Source organism: Alphaproteobacteria bacterium (assembly GCA_016699735.1).
Lineage (GTDB): Bacteria > Pseudomonadota > Alphaproteobacteria > Micavibrionales > Micavibrionaceae > JAGNKE01.
The window spans coordinates 1,973,009-1,987,137 of record CP065008.1 but is presented as its reverse complement, the minus strand read 5'-3'; the positions used below and the strand labels follow the sequence as shown (position 1 = coordinate 1,987,137).

General features: G+C 54.9%; 19 protein-coding genes and 1 tRNA gene. 7 read left to right on the top strand and 13 right to left on the bottom strand.

Annotated features, from left to right (window positions below):
- Window positions 1–218: 218 nt before the first annotated feature.
- On the bottom strand, window positions 219–365 hold the full coding sequence (locus tag IPN28_09875; GenBank protein ID QQS56577.1) for a hypothetical protein: 147 nt from the start codon (window positions 363–365) through the stop codon (window positions 219–221).
- On the opposite strand from IPN28_09875, the gene purT reads away from it, so the two are divergent.
- The 3 genes from purT to IPN28_09860 all read left to right on the top strand — a co-directional run bounded on the left by purT (window position 364) and on the right by IPN28_09860 (window position 2,282).
- Window positions 364–1,545, top strand: a complete 1,182-nt coding sequence (gene purT, locus IPN28_09870; GenBank protein QQS56576.1) for a formate-dependent phosphoribosylglycinamide formyltransferase — start codon at window positions 364–366, stop codon at window positions 1,543–1,545. The two genes, IPN28_09875 and purT, sit on opposite strands and share 2 nt — an antisense overlap.
- Window positions 1,542–1,721, top strand: coding sequence for a hypothetical protein (locus IPN28_09865; GenBank protein ID QQS56575.1), 180 nt, complete (start codon window positions 1,542–1,544; stop codon window positions 1,719–1,721). The genes purT and IPN28_09865 overlap by 4 nt, the downstream gene beginning before the upstream one ends.
- Window positions 1,722–1,799: 78 nt before the next feature.
- On the top strand, window positions 1,800–2,282 hold the full coding sequence (locus IPN28_09860) for a hypothetical protein (protein QQS56574.1): 483 nt from the start codon (window positions 1,800–1,802) through the stop codon (window positions 2,280–2,282).
- A gap of 1 nt (window position 2,283) precedes the next feature.
- On the opposite strand, the gene IPN28_09855 is transcribed toward IPN28_09860, so the two are convergent.
- From IPN28_09855 to gatC, 10 genes are all read right to left on the bottom strand, one after another.
- The gene (locus IPN28_09855) at window positions 2,284–2,763 is read right to left on the bottom strand and encodes a GNAT family N-acetyltransferase (GenBank protein ID QQS56573.1); all 480 of its coding nucleotides are present in this window, start codon (window positions 2,761–2,763) and stop codon (window positions 2,284–2,286) included.
- Between the two features lie 39 nt (window positions 2,764–2,802).
- Window positions 2,803–2,894 (bottom strand) — tRNA-Ser (locus IPN28_09850).
- An 88-nt stretch (window positions 2,895–2,982) separates the two neighbouring features.
- Window positions 2,983–3,207 carry a hypothetical protein gene (locus IPN28_09845; protein QQS56572.1) on the bottom strand — a complete coding sequence of 75 codons (225 nt, stop codon included), beginning with the start codon at window positions 3,205–3,207 and terminating at the stop codon, window positions 2,983–2,985.
- A gap of 4 nt (window positions 3,208–3,211) precedes the next feature.
- Entirely contained in the window at window positions 3,212–3,469 is a 258-nt protein-coding gene (locus tag IPN28_09840) for a DUF4177 domain-containing protein (protein QQS56571.1), read from the bottom strand.
- 9 nt (window positions 3,470–3,478) lie between these two features.
- Window positions 3,479–4,213 (bottom strand): TerD family protein, encoded by a 735-nt coding sequence (locus IPN28_09835; protein QQS56570.1) that lies wholly within the window; start codon window positions 4,211–4,213, stop codon window positions 3,479–3,481.
- A 2-nt stretch (window positions 4,214–4,215) separates the two neighbouring features.
- Window positions 4,216–5,670, bottom strand: coding sequence for an Asp-tRNA(Asn)/Glu-tRNA(Gln) amidotransferase subunit GatB (gatB, locus tag IPN28_09830; protein ID QQS56569.1), 1,455 nt, complete (start codon window positions 5,668–5,670; stop codon window positions 4,216–4,218).
- Window positions 5,671–5,707: 37 nt separating this feature from the next.
- A complete protein-coding gene (locus IPN28_09825) occupies window positions 5,708–6,373 on the bottom strand; it encodes a hypothetical protein (protein ID QQS56568.1) in 666 nt (221 codons plus the stop codon).
- A gap of 27 nt (window positions 6,374–6,400) precedes the next feature.
- Window positions 6,401–7,867, bottom strand: a complete 1,467-nt coding sequence (gene gatA, locus IPN28_09820) for an Asp-tRNA(Asn)/Glu-tRNA(Gln) amidotransferase subunit GatA (GenBank protein ID QQS56567.1) — start codon at window positions 7,865–7,867, stop codon at window positions 6,401–6,403.
- Window positions 7,864–8,130 (bottom strand): hypothetical protein, encoded by a 267-nt coding sequence (locus IPN28_09815; GenBank protein QQS56566.1) that lies wholly within the window; start codon window positions 8,128–8,130, stop codon window positions 7,864–7,866. The genes gatA and IPN28_09815 overlap by 4 nt, the downstream gene beginning before the upstream one ends.
- A gap of 7 nt (window positions 8,131–8,137) precedes the next feature.
- Window positions 8,138–8,425 (bottom strand): Asp-tRNA(Asn)/Glu-tRNA(Gln) amidotransferase subunit GatC, encoded by a 288-nt coding sequence (gene gatC / locus IPN28_09810; GenBank protein ID QQS56565.1) that lies wholly within the window; start codon window positions 8,423–8,425, stop codon window positions 8,138–8,140.
- Between the two features lie 119 nt (window positions 8,426–8,544).
- Between gatC and ruvX the strand changes: the two genes are divergently transcribed.
- Window positions 8,545–9,057 carry a Holliday junction resolvase RuvX gene (gene ruvX, locus IPN28_09805; protein ID QQS56564.1) on the top strand — a complete coding sequence of 171 codons (513 nt, stop codon included), beginning with the start codon at window positions 8,545–8,547 and terminating at the stop codon, window positions 9,055–9,057.
- 14 nt (window positions 9,058–9,071) lie between these two features.
- Here ruvX and IPN28_09800 read toward each other — a convergent pair whose 3' ends face one another.
- Both IPN28_09800 and IPN28_09795 read right to left on the bottom strand, forming a co-directional pair.
- Entirely contained in the window at window positions 9,072–9,755 is a 684-nt protein-coding gene (locus tag IPN28_09800) for a M48 family metallopeptidase (protein ID QQS56563.1), read from the bottom strand.
- Between the two features lie 87 nt (window positions 9,756–9,842).
- Window positions 9,843–11,267 (bottom strand): polyhydroxyalkanoate depolymerase, encoded by a 1,425-nt coding sequence (locus IPN28_09795; GenBank protein ID QQS56562.1) that lies wholly within the window; start codon window positions 11,265–11,267, stop codon window positions 9,843–9,845.
- Window positions 11,268–11,366: 99 nt separating this feature from the next.
- On the opposite strand from IPN28_09795, the gene IPN28_09790 reads away from it, so the two are divergent.
- From IPN28_09790 to tgt, 3 genes are all read left to right on the top strand, one after another.
- Entirely contained in the window at window positions 11,367–12,395 is a 1,029-nt protein-coding gene (locus tag IPN28_09790; protein ID QQS56561.1) for a cobalamin biosynthesis protein, read from the top strand.
- Window positions 12,396–12,490: 95 nt separating this feature from the next.
- A complete protein-coding gene (gene rpmB / locus IPN28_09785; protein QQS56560.1) occupies window positions 12,491–12,787 on the top strand; it encodes a 50S ribosomal protein L28 in 297 nt (98 codons plus the stop codon).
- A gap of 71 nt (window positions 12,788–12,858) precedes the next feature.
- Window positions 12,859–14,049: a tRNA guanosine(34) transglycosylase Tgt gene (gene tgt / locus IPN28_09780; GenBank protein QQS56559.1), complete on the top strand. Its 1,191-nt coding sequence runs from the start codon at window positions 12,859–12,861 to the stop codon at window positions 14,047–14,049.
- Window positions 14,050–14,129: the final 80 nt, after the last annotated feature.

Genomic DNA, 14,129 nt, shown 5'->3' with positions numbered 1-14,129 from the left:
ATTTTCCTCATTCATGTTTGTGTGTAGTATCCCATGAGTTCTTTACCCGTGGGGGTTTCGTCCGAAGTGCAAATTTAAAAGGGAGGAACTATCTTGGGAGAGGCGACGCTCACGTTCGTTTCTCCAAAACCGGACAATCTTGCCTGTACGTTCTATCTAAAAAAGTCTTGCCGTCAAACTTAGGGGTAGTCGTGACAGTATTATGAGAAATTGTCAATCTATTGTTGCTGGTGCGGGCGTTTTTTTAAGGATTGCACCGAATGTTCCTTTAAGCCTGATCCAGCCCCCTTGCGCCGCGCTTTGCTTTCTTTTTCATCTTGGGTATTCTCTGCACACATTCTTTCACACGCTTCGAGGCTTTCCATGACCCAGATCGGTACGAAATTCACATCCACTGCCAAGAAAGTCCTTCTCTGTGGGTCGGGGGAGTTGGGCAAGGAAGTTGTGATCGAACTGCAGCGTCTCGGCGTTGAGGTGGTCGCGCTGGATTCCTATGCGAATGCGCCGGCGATGCAGGTCGCGGACCGCTCTCATGTGCTCTCGATGCTCGACGGGGCGGCGCTGCGAAAGGTGATCGAACTGGAGAAGCCGGACTTCATCGTGCCGGAGGTGGAAGCCATTGCCACGGATACGCTGGTGGAACTTGAGCGGGAGGGGTTTACTGTGGTGCCGACGGCGCGGGCGGCCAAGCTGACCATGAACCGCGAGGGGATCCGGCGGCTGGCGGCGGAGGAGCTGGGGCTTGAGACTTCTCCTTACCGTTTTTGCGATACGCGGGAGGAGTTCGGCGCGGCGATCAAGGCCATCGGTCTGCCCTGCGTCGTCAAGCCGATCATGAGTTCGTCCGGCAAGGGGCAGAGCACCGTGAAGACCGAGGCGGATATCGATAAGGCGTGGCGTTACGCGCAGGAGGGCGGGCGCACGGGCGCAGGGCGCGTAATCGTCGAGGGGTTCATCCATTTTGACTATGAAATCACGATGCTGACCGTGCGGCACAGGGACGGGACGAGCTTCTGCCCGCCCATCGGGCACCGGCAGGAGGACGGGGACTATCAGGAATCGTGGCAGCCGCAGGCGATGAGCGCGAAGGCGTTGGCCGGGGCGCAGGACATTGCCAAGAAGGTGACGGATGCGCTGGGCGGGCGCGGGATTTTCGGGGTCGAGCTGTTCGTACGCGGGGACGACGTGATTTTCAGCGAGGTTTCGCCACGGCCGCATGATACGGGGATGGTGACGATGATCTCGCAGGATCTCTCGGAATTTGCGCTTCATGCGCGGGCATTTCTGGGGCTGCCGATCCCCGCTATAACCTTCCGGGGGCCGTCGGCGTCGGCGGTCATACTGGTTTCGGGGACTTCACAGCAGGTTTCGTTCGGGAATCTGGCCGAGGCGCTGGCGCAGCCGGATACGGATGTGCGCCTGTTCGGCAAGCCGGAGGTCAAGGGCCAGCGGCGCATGGGGGTCGCACTGGCGCGGGGAGAGACCGTGGAGGCGGCGAAGGCAAAGGCACTGGCGGTGGTGGGGAAGGTGAGGGTGGAGTTGTGATTGTTTATTTAGTGGAACATCTTCATGTAATTGATGAAGATAATGAAAATGTAAAGATTATCGGCATTTATTCCAGTCAGAAGTTGGCTGACGAAGCTATTGGAAGAGTACGGCAGAAAGAGGGGTTTAAAGATTCACCTGACGGCTTTTCGATCGATCCTTATAAAATGGACTAAGATGGGTGGACCTCCGGTTATTTTACGTATCGATATTGAGGCAGTTTTAAAATAGATGAGAGTTTTTCGGATTAAGAGATGCGCTGGACAAAGCTGAAGCAAAAAGTTGAACAGAATTTCGCGGAGAGTATCGCTTCGCGTGTGGCGATTCACAGCGCGGCCTATGGCGCGTGTACCTGCGGCCATGCGTGGATTACTGTCGATGGCGAGGTTATAGCGAACTTTTGCACGATGGCTTTTTATAATCGCTATAAATATGGCGATAAAGACAGTGATCAAGGCGTAAGTCCGACCAAAGCAAAAAAGTATAAAACCCAGTTTGTCGAATATGGGGAAATCAGCCGTCAGGATGTTTACGAGTCCTGCTGGGCCTTTGTCCATGAACTGGATTTTGATCAGGCTTTGAAGTCGGATGATCCGCTTATACAGTCTCTTGCGGTTCTGGATAGGCGTTTAGGTAAAAGGCGCTATTCACAAATTGAATCTAAGACGCTTCATCCTTTGGCACGCAAGCTTTTTGAGGTCAGGTTGGAATGTGAGCGGTTTAAAGCAAAGGCTTAAATCATTTTAGCTGGTAGCAATAAAATTTCGTATCCACTTTCATAACCGGGAAGGTTTTGGGCAGCGTCTCCCTCAAGATTTCCTGAAAGCCGTTGCGTTCGTAGAATTTATGGGCCGCCAGAAAATGCGGGGTGGTGCCGAGGAATATCTCCGTCACACCACGGTCCTTAGCCCAATCCAAAGCCGTCCGCAGCAAGGACGCCGCAATGCCCTTTTCCTTACCGCGCCATTCCCGCGCTACGAACATCTTGCGGAGGGCGGCTTGCGCGTTGCCGATATCCTTCAGCGCGATTGTGCCCACGACTTCCTCGCCCTGCACCGCGACCCAGAAGTTGCCGTTTCCGGTTTTATAAAAGCCGTCGATATCCGCAAGATCGGGCTGGTCTTCGGCGGTGATGCTCATCCCGAATTCTCCGCGCTGGATGGTCAGGATCAGGTCCAGAACGCTTTGGCGGAATTTATCTTCGTATTCGGCGATCATTGGATTTTGACGATTTTTTGATCCTGAGGGTAGGAAAAATGGCGGTGACGAGAGGATTCGAACCTCCGATACGGTGTTACCCGTATAACGGTTTAGCAAACCGCCGCCTTCAGCCGCTCGGCCACGTCACCACTAAGTTACAAGTCAACAGTACAAGTTAAGAGTTCCATCCAATACGTCATCCGGCCGCTTTTGTAAAGCGCGGAGGATAAAACTCTGTCAGTCCAGATAATTCTCGTCCTTGAGCTTTTTCTTTTCGACCATGTCGGAGCGGGCGACGAGCATAAAGCCGCAGACCACGGCCACGATCACGGCGGTAACGACGATCTTGTAATACAGGTTCCAGGGGAGGACCGGCCCCCAGACCTGCATGATTGTGAGAAGGGCCACGATGACCACGGCCCCGATGATGGCGATCAGCAATTTATTATGCATATCGTTCATTGTTTCAGTCCTGTCTCAAGCGTTCCATGACCACCAAGAAGGCTTCCCGGGAGAAGAAGAGCAGGAGACGGCGGGATTCACGCTCCATCGTCACGACTTTCCAGCCCTGCGCGGCATTTTTGTTCAAAAATTCCGAGAATTTTACCGGATGGACCTTGGACCCTGCCAGAAAAATCGAGCCGAGGGCGCCCTCGCGGTAAATCACAACCTTGTATTCATATTTTGGTCCGGTATAGACAACCGGGGGTTTTTCCTCTGCCATCGCTTTGCCTCAGATGTATTTCTTGAGATAGACGGGCCAGTCCTGTTCGCCGTCCGTGAATTCGCCGATTTCCTGAAAGAACCATTCGCTGCCCTTGCGGTAGAGGCGACCGTAGAGGTAGGCGTAGGTTTCCTTATCGACCGGGGCTTTGATTGGTGTTTCCGTAATTGTTTTTTCGGTCTTGCAGTCCACGAGGCGGATGGACGGACCCTTGACCTGGTTGAGGCTGAATTTACTGTCGCTGGCGGCGATGAAAAAAATGTTCTGGTACGCTTCGGGAATATGGTTCATTTCGATGTGAACCTGCTCGTCGTCGTTGCCGCCGTAACCGCTATAGTCCTCGCCGCTGTGATAGACGACCTCCTCCTTGTCGATCATGTCTGCGGCGGCGGGGCCGGAGTAGGCGGCGGGTTTGCCCTCCTTGTCCAGCACATAGCACAGCAGGTCGAGGTCATAGTGCGCGTAGTTCTTCTCGCGGCCCTTTCCGTCCTCGTCCTTCTCGGCGGAGCGGATATGGACCAGGAAAGAATAGGAGCGTTTGACCTCGTAGAGGTAGTAGTATACACGATGGAAAATTCCCATAACATCGTTGGTGAAAATTTTCTCCCTTTGGGTATTGGCTTCCGGGTTCGGGGCGTCTTTGGAGACCAGAGGTTCCCATGACAAACCAGCCATCAAACGTTGCTTTCCAGAAAGGTCGAGCTTGATTTTCATGGGCACTTTGGGCGTTGAGGTCTCGGCCATGCTCAGGTATCCAGTTTCGTTTTCAAAATATCGTTCACGGCGGCGGGGTTGGCCTTGCCCTGCGTTTTCTTCATGACCTGTCCGACGAAGAAGCCGAAGAGCTTGTCCTTGCCGCCGCGATAGGCGGCGACATTGTCGGGGTTTTCGGCCATGACCTCATCTACTACGCGCTCAATCAGGCTGGTGTCCGTCACCTGCTTGAGGCCTTTTTCTTCCACGATCGTGCCGGGAGACTTGCCGGAGGTGAACATCTCCGCGAAGACGTCCTTCGCGATCTTGCCGGAGATCGTGTTGTCGCTGATGAGTTCTATCATGGCGCCGAGATTGGTGGCGGTGACGGGTGAGTCGGTTATTCCCTTGCCGTTTTTGTTCAGGATGCCGAGTAACTCGTTGATGACCCAGTTGGCGGCGAGTTTGGCGTCGCGGTTTTTGGCCACAGTCTCGAAATAATCGGCGCGTTCGCGTTCGGCGATCAGCACGCCCGCGTCATAGGCGCTGAGGCCGTAGCTCTGCATAAAGCGATGCTTTTTCTGGTCGGGCAATTCGGGGAGGGTTTGCTTGATCCGGTCGATCCAGCCTTGCTCCAAATTGAGGGGCAGAAGGTCGGGGTCGGGGAAGTAGCGGTAATCGTGCGCCTCTTCCTTTGAGCGCATGGAGCGCGTTTCCATTTTCGCGGGATCCCAGAGGCGGGTTTCCTGATCGATCCTGCCGCCGTCCTCAAGAATTTCCACCTGGCGGGCGGCTTCGTATTCGATCGCCTGCTGCACAGCCTTGAGCGAGTTGACGTTCTTCACCTCGCAGCGTGTTCCGAAGGGCTGGCCGTGTTTACGGACAGAGATATTCACGTCGGCGCGCATGGAGCCTTCCTCCATGTTGCCGTCGCAGGTGCCGAGGTAGCGCAGGATCATGCGGATTTTGGAGAGGTAGGCGGTGGCTTCCTCCGGCCCTCGGATATCCGGGTCGGAGACGATTTCCATGAGAGCGCAGCCGGAGCGGTTCAGATCGACGTAGGATTTTTTCGGGTGAAGGTCGTGTACGGATTTTCCGGCGTCCTGCTCCAGATGGAGGCGGGTGATGCCGATTTCCTTTACGGCGCCGCCTGTCAGGTCAATTTCGATCTTGCCTTTGCCGACGATGGGTTTTTCGTACTGGCTGATCTGATAGCCCTGTGGCAGGTCGGGATAGAAATAATTCTTGCGGGCGAAGATCGAGTTTTTGTTGATTTCTGCGTTCAGTCCCAGCCCGGTGCGGATGGCCTGCTCGACGCATTTTTCATTCAGGACGGGCAGCATTCCCGGCATGGCGGCGTCCACGAAGGAGACCTGCGTGTTCGGTTCGCCGCCGAAGGTGGCCGACGCCCCGGAGAAAAGTTTCGCGTTGGCAATCACCTGGGCATGGATTTCCATGCCGATGACGATTTCCCACTCGCCTGTTTTGCCTTGAATTGTTTGTGCCATGATTTTTTACTGACAGTTAGTCTTTTAGTCTTATTGTTTATTTTGGGCTGTAGACGACCTTATTGTAACAATATTCTTTATGAACGCTGTACATCATATTGAAGTCTTCACTCGACAGGAAAAAAGAGAGGGGATCCAGAGATAAAGGGTACTCGGTCGCAGCCCTGATAATAATACTGGGAAGATGTTTTTTTGCATATGAACTCATATAATCTGCTACGCAATCGCACATTTTACTTTTCCCGAGTACGATGGTTTTGAAGTGAGGGTCTTTCATGCAAACTCCCTTCGCGTAGGATTTTATCGCCGGACGCATACAAAGGGAGTCAGCATTCATTCTCATTCCGTTCCTGGCATTGTTACCGTCTTCAGAATCCTCCTCAAGAGCCAGAAAATCTTTCTTACTGAGAGAGTTGGCCATTTTTGCGGCCTTGCATCGGCAATATTCCTTCTGAATTTTTTCTGAAACGAAATAATCAGGCGAGGTCGAACATTTTTCAAAAAAATCATAGGCCAATTCTACGCCGCTTTTCTCGGAGTTCGGTTTTCCACTCTTGCTATCCTTTGGAGAAAGAATCTGCTCCAAAGTCTTTTCATCTTCAGCAAAAGCTTGAGTTCTCAGTGTTAAAGTTAATAAAAGCAATAACGGCAAGAGAAAAAAGCACACGACTACGTTTTTATTTTTTGGGGCCGGAAAGTACATGGCTTTTACTCCTTGTCCTTCTATGACTTATAGGGGCGTATGGCTGAATAGTGCCAGACTTTCAATGACTCCGGCAACCCTAAAAACGCTTTCCTCGTCCCATGGGCGGCCGATGATCTGGAGACCCAACGGCAGGCCGTCCGCGTCCAGGCCCGCCGGGACGGACATTCCGGGGAGTCCGGCCAGAGAGGCAGGGACGGTGAAGACGTCATTCAGGTACATCTTGATGGGGTCGTCCTGGTTCTCGCCGATGGCAAAAGCGGCGGAGGGGGCCGTGGGGGTCAGCAAAACATCGCATTTTTCGTAGGCGTTCATGAAATCCTGCACGATCAGTCGGCGTACCTTCTGAGCCTTGATGTAGTACGCATCGTAATACCCTGCTGATAATACGTAGGTGCCGATCATGATCCGTCGTTTGACCTCATCGCCGAACCCTTCGGCGCGGGTTTTTTCGTACATCTCGCGCAGATTTTCAGAAGGGACACGTTGGGCATAGCGTACGCCGTCATAGCGGGCGAGGTTCGAAGAAGCCTCGGCGGGGGCAATGACGTAATAGGTCGCCAAAGCATACTTTGTATGCGGGAGGCTGACTTCGATGGTTTTTGCGCCGGCGCTGTGGATCCAGTCGATTCCCTGCTGCCAGAGTTTTTCGATTTCAGCAGGCATCCCATCGACCCGGTATTCTTTTGGAATCCCTATCGTCAAACCCTTGATGTCTCCGGTCAGGGCTTTGGTGAAGTCGGGGACATCCTTTTTCGCAGACGTGCTGTCCTTCGGGTCGTGGCCGGACATGGAGCGCAGCAAAAGGGCGTTGTCCAGCACCGTGCGGGCGAAGGTTCCGGCCTGATCGAGCGAGGAGGCGAAGGCGACGATACCCCAGCGGGAGCAACGGCCATAGGTTGGCTTGATGCCCGAGATACCGCAGAAGGCGGCGGGTTGGCGGATCGATCCCCCCGTATCCGTTCCGGTTGCGCCCATGACTAGGCCTGCGGAGACGGCGGCGGCCGAGCCGCCGGAGGAGCCGCCGGGGACGAGTTGGACATCCGGCTGGCCCTTGCGTTTCCATGGGCTGATGACATTTCCGAAATAGCTGGTTGTGTTGGAGGAGCCCATAGCGAATTCATCGAGGTTCATCTTGCCGAGCATGACCGCGCCATCGTTGAAGAGTTTCTGCGTGACGGTGGATTCATATTGCGGGATGAAGCCTTCGAGGATGTGGCTGGCGGCGGTGGTCTGCACGCCCTTCGTGCAGAAGAGATCCTTGATGCCCAGAGGGATGCCGTCGAGCGCTCCGGCTTTGCCTGAGGCCCGGCGTTTGTCGGATTCTTCGGCCTGTTTAAGCGCCAGATCGGGAGTTTCGACGATAAAGGCGTTCAGCGCCCTTGCCTTTTCCATGGCTCCGATATGGGCCTGCGTGAGTTCTTTAGACGTGAAGTCCTTGTTTTTTAAGCCTTCAAGGGCTTGGGCAATGGTCAGGCCAGTGAGGTCGGTCATAGGGTCTTCCTGTCCTTAAACACGATTGAGGCGATTACGATATCGGCGAGACCGATCAGGGTCAGCAGCATCGAAAACTGGCGGATGCTTTCTATAGACAAATCAGCCTTCGGTCCCGTGTTGAGCAGGGCAAAGTACACCTCCGGACTCAGAAGGCCGAAGACGCCGACAAGGATCATCCCCGCGCCGCTGGCCATCAGTGTGGAATACAGCACCTTTCTTTGATGCTCCTTCATTTTTCTGATCTGGTCTTCCTGTGACATTGTCCGCCTATTCTACGACCTTGGGCACCACGAAGTAGCCCTGCGTGGCTTCGGGGGCGTTGGCGAGAATTTTATCGGCGCAGTTGCCGTCCGTGACCTCGTCCTTACGCAAGGGCAAGGGGATATCGACCACGCTGGAGAGCGGCTCGACATTGTCGGTATTGACCTCAGCCAGTTGCTCGATCCATGTGATAATCCCGGAAACCTGAGGGGCCATACGGGTCAGCCCTTCATCGTTCATTGCCAGACGGGCCAGACCAGCGACTTTTTTGACGGTGGCTTTATCGAGGGACATTTGAGTTTGCCGATCCTTTCATTCCCCTGACCTTGAAGGCCGGAAAAATCCTTTTGCCATAGGGCTTTCGATAGTAAACCTTGGACTTCTAACATTGCGCGGTGTAGCGTGCAAGGGTTATGACGGTTTCCCTGCTCAAGACACTCGTGAAAGAGTTTCCCGCCGCTTGTCCACTTCTGGGTCTGGATGTGGGGAAAAAGACTATCGGTGTTGCGGTCTGCGATGATTCGCAGCGCATTGCCACTCCCGTCGAGACGATCAAGCGAACCAAATTTTCGCAGGATTTAAAGGCGCTTGAGCGGATTGTGAAGGATTTCGAGGCGGGCGGGTTTGTCGTCGGTTTCCCCTTGAACATGGACGGAAGCGAGGGGCGGAGTGCTCAATCGGTGCGGGATTTTGCGCTGGAGCTGGAGCGGCAGATTTCCAAAGAGCTTTTCCCTGATGGAACCGTATGGATTGCCTTGGTGGACGAAAGGTTATCCACAGATACTGTGGATGATCTTGTGGGCCGATCTGTGGATAAAAAAAAGACACGGCTGCGGGCCAAAGAGGATGGTTTGACCGATAAACTGGTGGCCATGACGATTCTGCAGGAGGCGCTGGATACGCTTTTTCGCCTGAGGCGGGGTTGATGTTTTCTAAGGGGTCATTCCCCGCCGTAGCGGAGGAGGATGTTGCCGTGGTTGCGCATCCAGTACTGGCCTTCGAAGTAATCCTTCGAGAGGCGGCGGCAGACGCGCCAGAAGTCATCGCTGTGGTCGAGGTGCTTCAGGTGGGCGACTTCATGAGCGACCACGTAGTCAATAGCGACAAGGGGAGCGAAAATCAGCCGCCAGGAGTAGGAGATGTTGCTGTCCTCGGAGCAGCTTCCCCAGCGGCTCTTGGTTTCGCGCACCGCGACCGAGACGCCGGACACGCCCAGACGTTTGACCTTTTTCTCGGTCATTTCGGTCAGGGTCTGTTTGGCCAGACTTTTCAGAAATCGCCGAATACGCGGCGAGGGGTCGATCAGGTTTGTCCGCACCTGCAGGACTGTTTTCAGCAGTTGGATTTCCGTGCCCTTGGCGTTTTCGTCGTAAGTGACCGAAATGCGTCTTTTCTGTCCCAGAATCGGGAGAACGGTTCCATCCTCAAACGGGACGCCGGGCGGGAGGGAGGCGAGGGTCTCCTTCACCCATTCTTCGTGGATCTTGGCGAACTTCAGGGCGCTGTCAATTTTCATATGAGAGGGCACGACGAGGTTCATCACGCCCTCCTTAGCGTCGAGGCGGAGCGCTACGCGGCGCGCCCGCTTACTCCGTTTGACCTGCACCAGTCGTTCGATCGCCATTTTTTCCTTTTCCCACAGGGTTTTGCGATAACTTAATATCCATAAAAACCTGCCAAAAATTTCCTCAAGGAGCGTCTTCACTCTAGACTAATTTTTTTCTTTTTCAAGATGCCATCCGGCACCTTTTTGCTGTATTTGCGCTTCCTTGTAATTCTGCGGCTGATTCTCTTTTATCCAACGCCGGATCGCCGCGATTCCGTGTGTCTCCCTGTTGTATTTGTCCGCCGAAAGATCGGGTATAACCGCCAAATCTTCTGCGGGAACAGGATCCTTGCCCTCATCGAACAACCGGATGTGGTGGCGGATGCGGGGCATAATATCGTTGCGCCAGCGGCGACCGTTGAAAATCCCGTAATGGCCGGTTTTCAGCTGGAAGTGGTGAAATTGCTTACGCTGGGGCAGGGAATAGCACAATTCATGCGCCGCCGTGGTCTGGCCACGGGCGGAAATGTCGTCCAGTTCGCCCTCGATGGTCAGAAGGGCCGTATGTTCGATGTCCTGCGGGCGGACGTCCATGAGCTGATCGGTGTAGGGATCGCGCCATTTCATGCGGCCGCGGGGCAGAAGCTGGCGCTGGAAGACGGTTTCCACGGTCTGGAGGTAGAATTCCGCCGGGATATCCATGACCGAAAGGTACTCGTTATAGAAGGTACGGTGGTGTTCCGCCGATTCGCCGTCGCCGATAATCAGGTGATGATAAAATTTCATGTAGGAGCCGACATGGCGGTCGAGATTCATCGACATAAAACCACCCAGCTGCAGGAAACCGGGGTACACACGCCGATATGCCCCGGGATAGTAAAAGGGTACTTCGTGGACTACCGTGCTTTCAAACCAGCGCAGGGGACGTGTTTCAGCCAGTTCGGTGACGGCGGTCTTTGAGACCCGGGTATCGACCGGGCCGCCCATTAGGGTCATCGTCAGGGGCTGGTTCGGGTCATTTTCTGTCGCCATAAGCGACACGGCCGCTAAAGTTGGCACTGCAGGCTGGCAGACCGCAATCGCATGGACGTCTGGGCCGAGGAGGCTCAGAAACTCGCGCAGGTACGTAATATAGTCATCGAGGTTAAAACGGCCCTGTTTGCCGGGAACCTGCCGGGCATCCTCCCAGTCGGTGATGTAAACATCGTGGTGTGGGAGGAGGGCTTCCACCGTGCCGCGCAGGAGGGTGGCGTAATGGCCGGACATCGGGGCGACCAGAAGCACTTTGGGGTCGTTCCTTTTGATTTTTCTTTTGAAATTCAGCAATGAACAGAAGGGTTTACGGGCGATTACCTTTTCGATGACCTCAACTTTTTTTCCGGCAATCTCTGTCTCATGGAGGCCGAATTCCGGGCGTCCGAAGCGTTTGGTCACGCGTTCGATCATCTCCGCCGAGGCGCCCATGGTTCGACCAAACTGAGTATAGGACAGCGGATTCAAGGGGTTCTGGAAGAGGGTGCGCGTCAGCTCGGCCTGAAGCCGGACCGGGGTTAAAAGCGCGTGTTGCATCTCATACAAATGGTAAAGCATCGTCCCTCTTTCATGCTCCGGGAATCGGCTGTAGAATACTTGTCAAATTATACGGAAAACAAGGGCTAGAGCCGCTCTCCCACACATTTTCATTATACTATGAATGAGACTTTAACACAACTGAATGTGCTTTTGATAGACCCGGACCGGATTCCGGTTGTAATTCTATCCATTGTCATAACTATGGTTGTGGGTATGGTGACCGGGCCATTGCGCGGAAACGCCTATCCGTTTTTCTGGCTGTTTTACGACGGGGTTTTCGGTCGTTTCGGGGATCGGTTGGACAAGGCCGGTCGGAATCGCGGTGCGCTGATTTTCCGCGGTTTTCTTCTGAGCGCTTTCGCCCTTCTGATTGCCTTCATGACGGGTCGACTCGCGGTTCAGATTGGTGAGGGACTTAACGATTACGGGGCGGTGGAAATTCTTTTTCTGACGCTGTCCTTTACCTCCGGCTCGGTGTGGTTCGTCCTGCTCCGGCTTTATTTCGCGATGGAGCAGCAGGGATCGGCGCAGGGCGCGTTTTACGGGCTGTCGCGCTCGACGCGGCTTAATCTCAACAGCACGGATGATTTCGGGATCACGCGGGCGGGTATGGGCTTTGCCGCCGTCTCGTTTGATAAGGGGATGGTGGCGCCCGTGTTCTGGTATCTTATCGGCGGACTCCCGCTTCTGGCCGTTTACAGCGTGCTGTCCGCTTTTGCGTGGCGGTTTGGCAAGTGTGGTCATACATCCGGGTTCGGGACCGTGCCGCTGGAGCTTGAAAAGCTAATGGGGTTTGTTCCCTCTTACCTCAGCGGATTCCTGTTCGCGGCGGCTGCGGCGATGACGCCGACGGCGCGGCTTTCCCAGAGTCTGAGGGCGTGGTGGGCGGTGAAGAACAAGGCACCTTACGAGCAGGGCGGCGCGGCTTTGACGGCGCTGGCGTGGCCGCTGGAGATCATGATCGGCGGGCCGGTGCAGGATTTATCGGGGACTGTGCTGAAAAATTCATGGGTCGGGCCGGAGAAAGCCTCGGCGCGGCTCGATCACAAACATCTGCGAAGGGGGATTTACATCAATTTCATGGCGCATCTGCTGTTTTTGGCTGCCTTGGGCGGAGCCTATTTCTTCTCCGGCAAGATGTTTTGAGGGGTTTTTACATCAGAAGCTTGACTTTACCGGACGAGTTCGACTATTTTTTGCCACCGATTAAGGGATGATTACAAAGAATAAGGATTTTGGCCATGAGCCGTCGTTGCATGATTACAGGAAAAGGCGCACAGACCGGGCACCGTGTGTCCCACGCGCAAAACAAGACCAAACACCGTTTTTTGCCGAATATTCAGGAAGTCAGCCTGTTCAGCGAGGCGCTGAGCCGCTGGGTGAAGCTGCGGGTCAGCGTTCACGGTCTTCGCACCGTTGAGCATATGGGCGGGCTTGATTCCTATCTGGCGCAGACCGCTCCCACCAAGCTGGACCCTGCCTTGCGGCCCGTGAAAGCGGAAGTCGAGAAGGCTCTTGCGGCCAAGGTTGCTGCCTAGGCGCTATATATCGCACAGATTTTGCATCAACCCGCCAGGTGCGGGTTTTTGTTTTAGAGAACGGCGCACCCATGAACCTCGATTATCCTGGTTTCGATTTTACCATCGCTGCGCGTGATCCGGCATCCGCCGCTCGGGTCGGGCGCCTGACGACGCCGCACGGGACGATTGAGACGCCGAATTATATTTTCTGCGGCACGAAGGCCACGGTCAAAAATCTGTCCCCGGCGCAGCTCCGCGAGGCGCGCACGGATATCATTCTTTCGAATACCTACCACCTGATGCTGCAGCCGGGGGCCGACCTGATCGAGAAAATGGGCGGGCTGCACCGCTTCATGAACTGGGACGGGCCGATGCTGACGGATAGCGGCGGGTTTCAGGTGTTCTCGCTGGGCGAGGGGACGATGGCCAACGAGATCAAGGGGCGCAGCGGGAAGGGACGCGATGCCTTCCGCAACCTGCTGGAGATTTCGGAAGAGGGCTGCGTTTTCCGTTCCTACACCGACGGGAAAAAAATCAAGCTGAAGCCCGAAAGCGCCATGGATATCCAGCGGCAACTGGGCGCGGATTTGCTGATGCAATTCGATGAATGCACGCCCTATCATGTCGATAAGGACTACACGGCGCGGTCGATGGAAATGAGCCTGCGCTGGGGGGACCGCTGCCTCGCGCAATTTGCACGGACCCACAGTAGCCGACAGGCGGTTTACGGCATTGTTCAGGGCGGCGTCTACAAGGATTTGCGGCGGATCAGCGCGGAATACACTGCGGATCGGCCGTTTTTCGGAACGGCGATTGGCGGCTGTCTTGGCGGTTCGGATGAGGAAATGGCCGATATCGTTCAGGGGAGCGCGCCCTTTATCCACCCCTTGCGCCCCGTTCATTTTCTGGGGATCGGGCGCATCAAGGATATTTTTACCTTCGTGCGGATGGGGATCGACACGTTCGATTGCGTCATTCCCACCCGTCTGGCGCGGCATGGCACGGTTTTCATGCGTGGGGCGAAAGGCGAGACGATCAATCTTAAAAACGCCCGGTACCGGGACGATCCGACGCCGCTTGACGAGAGCCTTGGTCTGCCGAGTTCCTCCCAGTTTTCCAAGGCTTACCTGCATCACCTTCTGAAGGCGCAGGAAAATCTGGCGTCCCAGATCCTCGCCCAACACAATGTGGCGACCCTTAACCGCCTGATGCGGGAGGTGCGAGAGGCTATCCCAAAGGGGAGTCTGGATGCGCTGGAAAAGGTCTGGATGGGCGGTTAACGGGCTGTTTTTGAAATATTTTGCCTGCGGGGATATTCTTTAACCGAATTTAAGCATTTTGCTGTATTTTTGTGGGGTGA

Excerpts from the sequence above, each read along its gene's own strand:
- purT (QQS56576.1), top strand. The coding sequence starts at position 364 with ATGACCCAGATCGGTACGAAATTCACATCCACTGCCAAGAAAGTCCTT.
- IPN28_09875 (QQS56577.1), bottom strand. The coding sequence starts at position 365 with ATGGAAAGCCTCGAAGCGTGTGAAAGAATGTGTGCAGAGAATACCCAA.
- IPN28_09860 (QQS56574.1), top strand. The coding sequence starts at position 1,800 with ATGCGCTGGACAAAGCTGAAGCAAAAAGTTGAACAGAATTTCGCGGAG.
- IPN28_09855 (QQS56573.1), bottom strand. The coding sequence starts at position 2,763 with ATGATCGCCGAATACGAAGATAAATTCCGCCAAAGCGTTCTGGACCTG.
- IPN28_09845 (QQS56572.1), bottom strand. The coding sequence starts at position 3,207 with ATGAACGATATGCATAATAAATTGCTGATCGCCATCATCGGGGCCGTG.
- IPN28_09840 (QQS56571.1), bottom strand. The coding sequence starts at position 3,469 with ATGGCAGAGGAAAAACCCCCGGTTGTCTATACCGGACCAAAATATGAA.
- IPN28_09835 (QQS56570.1), bottom strand. The coding sequence starts at position 4,213 with ATGGCCGAGACCTCAACGCCCAAAGTGCCCATGAAAATCAAGCTCGAC.
- gatB (QQS56569.1), bottom strand. The coding sequence starts at position 5,670 with ATGGCACAAACAATTCAAGGCAAAACAGGCGAGTGGGAAATCGTCATC.
- IPN28_09825 (QQS56568.1), bottom strand. The coding sequence starts at position 6,373 with ATGTACTTTCCGGCCCCAAAAAATAAAAACGTAGTCGTGTGCTTTTTT.
- gatA (QQS56567.1), bottom strand. The coding sequence starts at position 7,867 with ATGACCGACCTCACTGGCCTGACCATTGCCCAAGCCCTTGAAGGCTTA.
- IPN28_09815 (QQS56566.1), bottom strand. The coding sequence starts at position 8,130 with ATGTCACAGGAAGACCAGATCAGAAAAATGAAGGAGCATCAAAGAAAG.
- gatC (QQS56565.1), bottom strand. The coding sequence starts at position 8,425 with ATGTCCCTCGATAAAGCCACCGTCAAAAAAGTCGCTGGTCTGGCCCGT.
- ruvX (QQS56564.1), top strand. The coding sequence starts at position 8,545 with ATGACGGTTTCCCTGCTCAAGACACTCGTGAAAGAGTTTCCCGCCGCT.
- IPN28_09800 (QQS56563.1), bottom strand. The coding sequence starts at position 9,755 with ATGGCGATCGAACGACTGGTGCAGGTCAAACGGAGTAAGCGGGCGCGC.
- IPN28_09795 (QQS56562.1), bottom strand. The coding sequence starts at position 11,267 with ATGCTTTACCATTTGTATGAGATGCAACACGCGCTTTTAACCCCGGTC.
- IPN28_09790 (QQS56561.1), top strand. The coding sequence starts at position 11,367 with ATGAATGAGACTTTAACACAACTGAATGTGCTTTTGATAGACCCGGAC.
- rpmB (QQS56560.1), top strand. The coding sequence starts at position 12,491 with ATGAGCCGTCGTTGCATGATTACAGGAAAAGGCGCACAGACCGGGCAC.
- tgt (QQS56559.1), top strand. The coding sequence starts at position 12,859 with ATGAACCTCGATTATCCTGGTTTCGATTTTACCATCGCTGCGCGTGAT.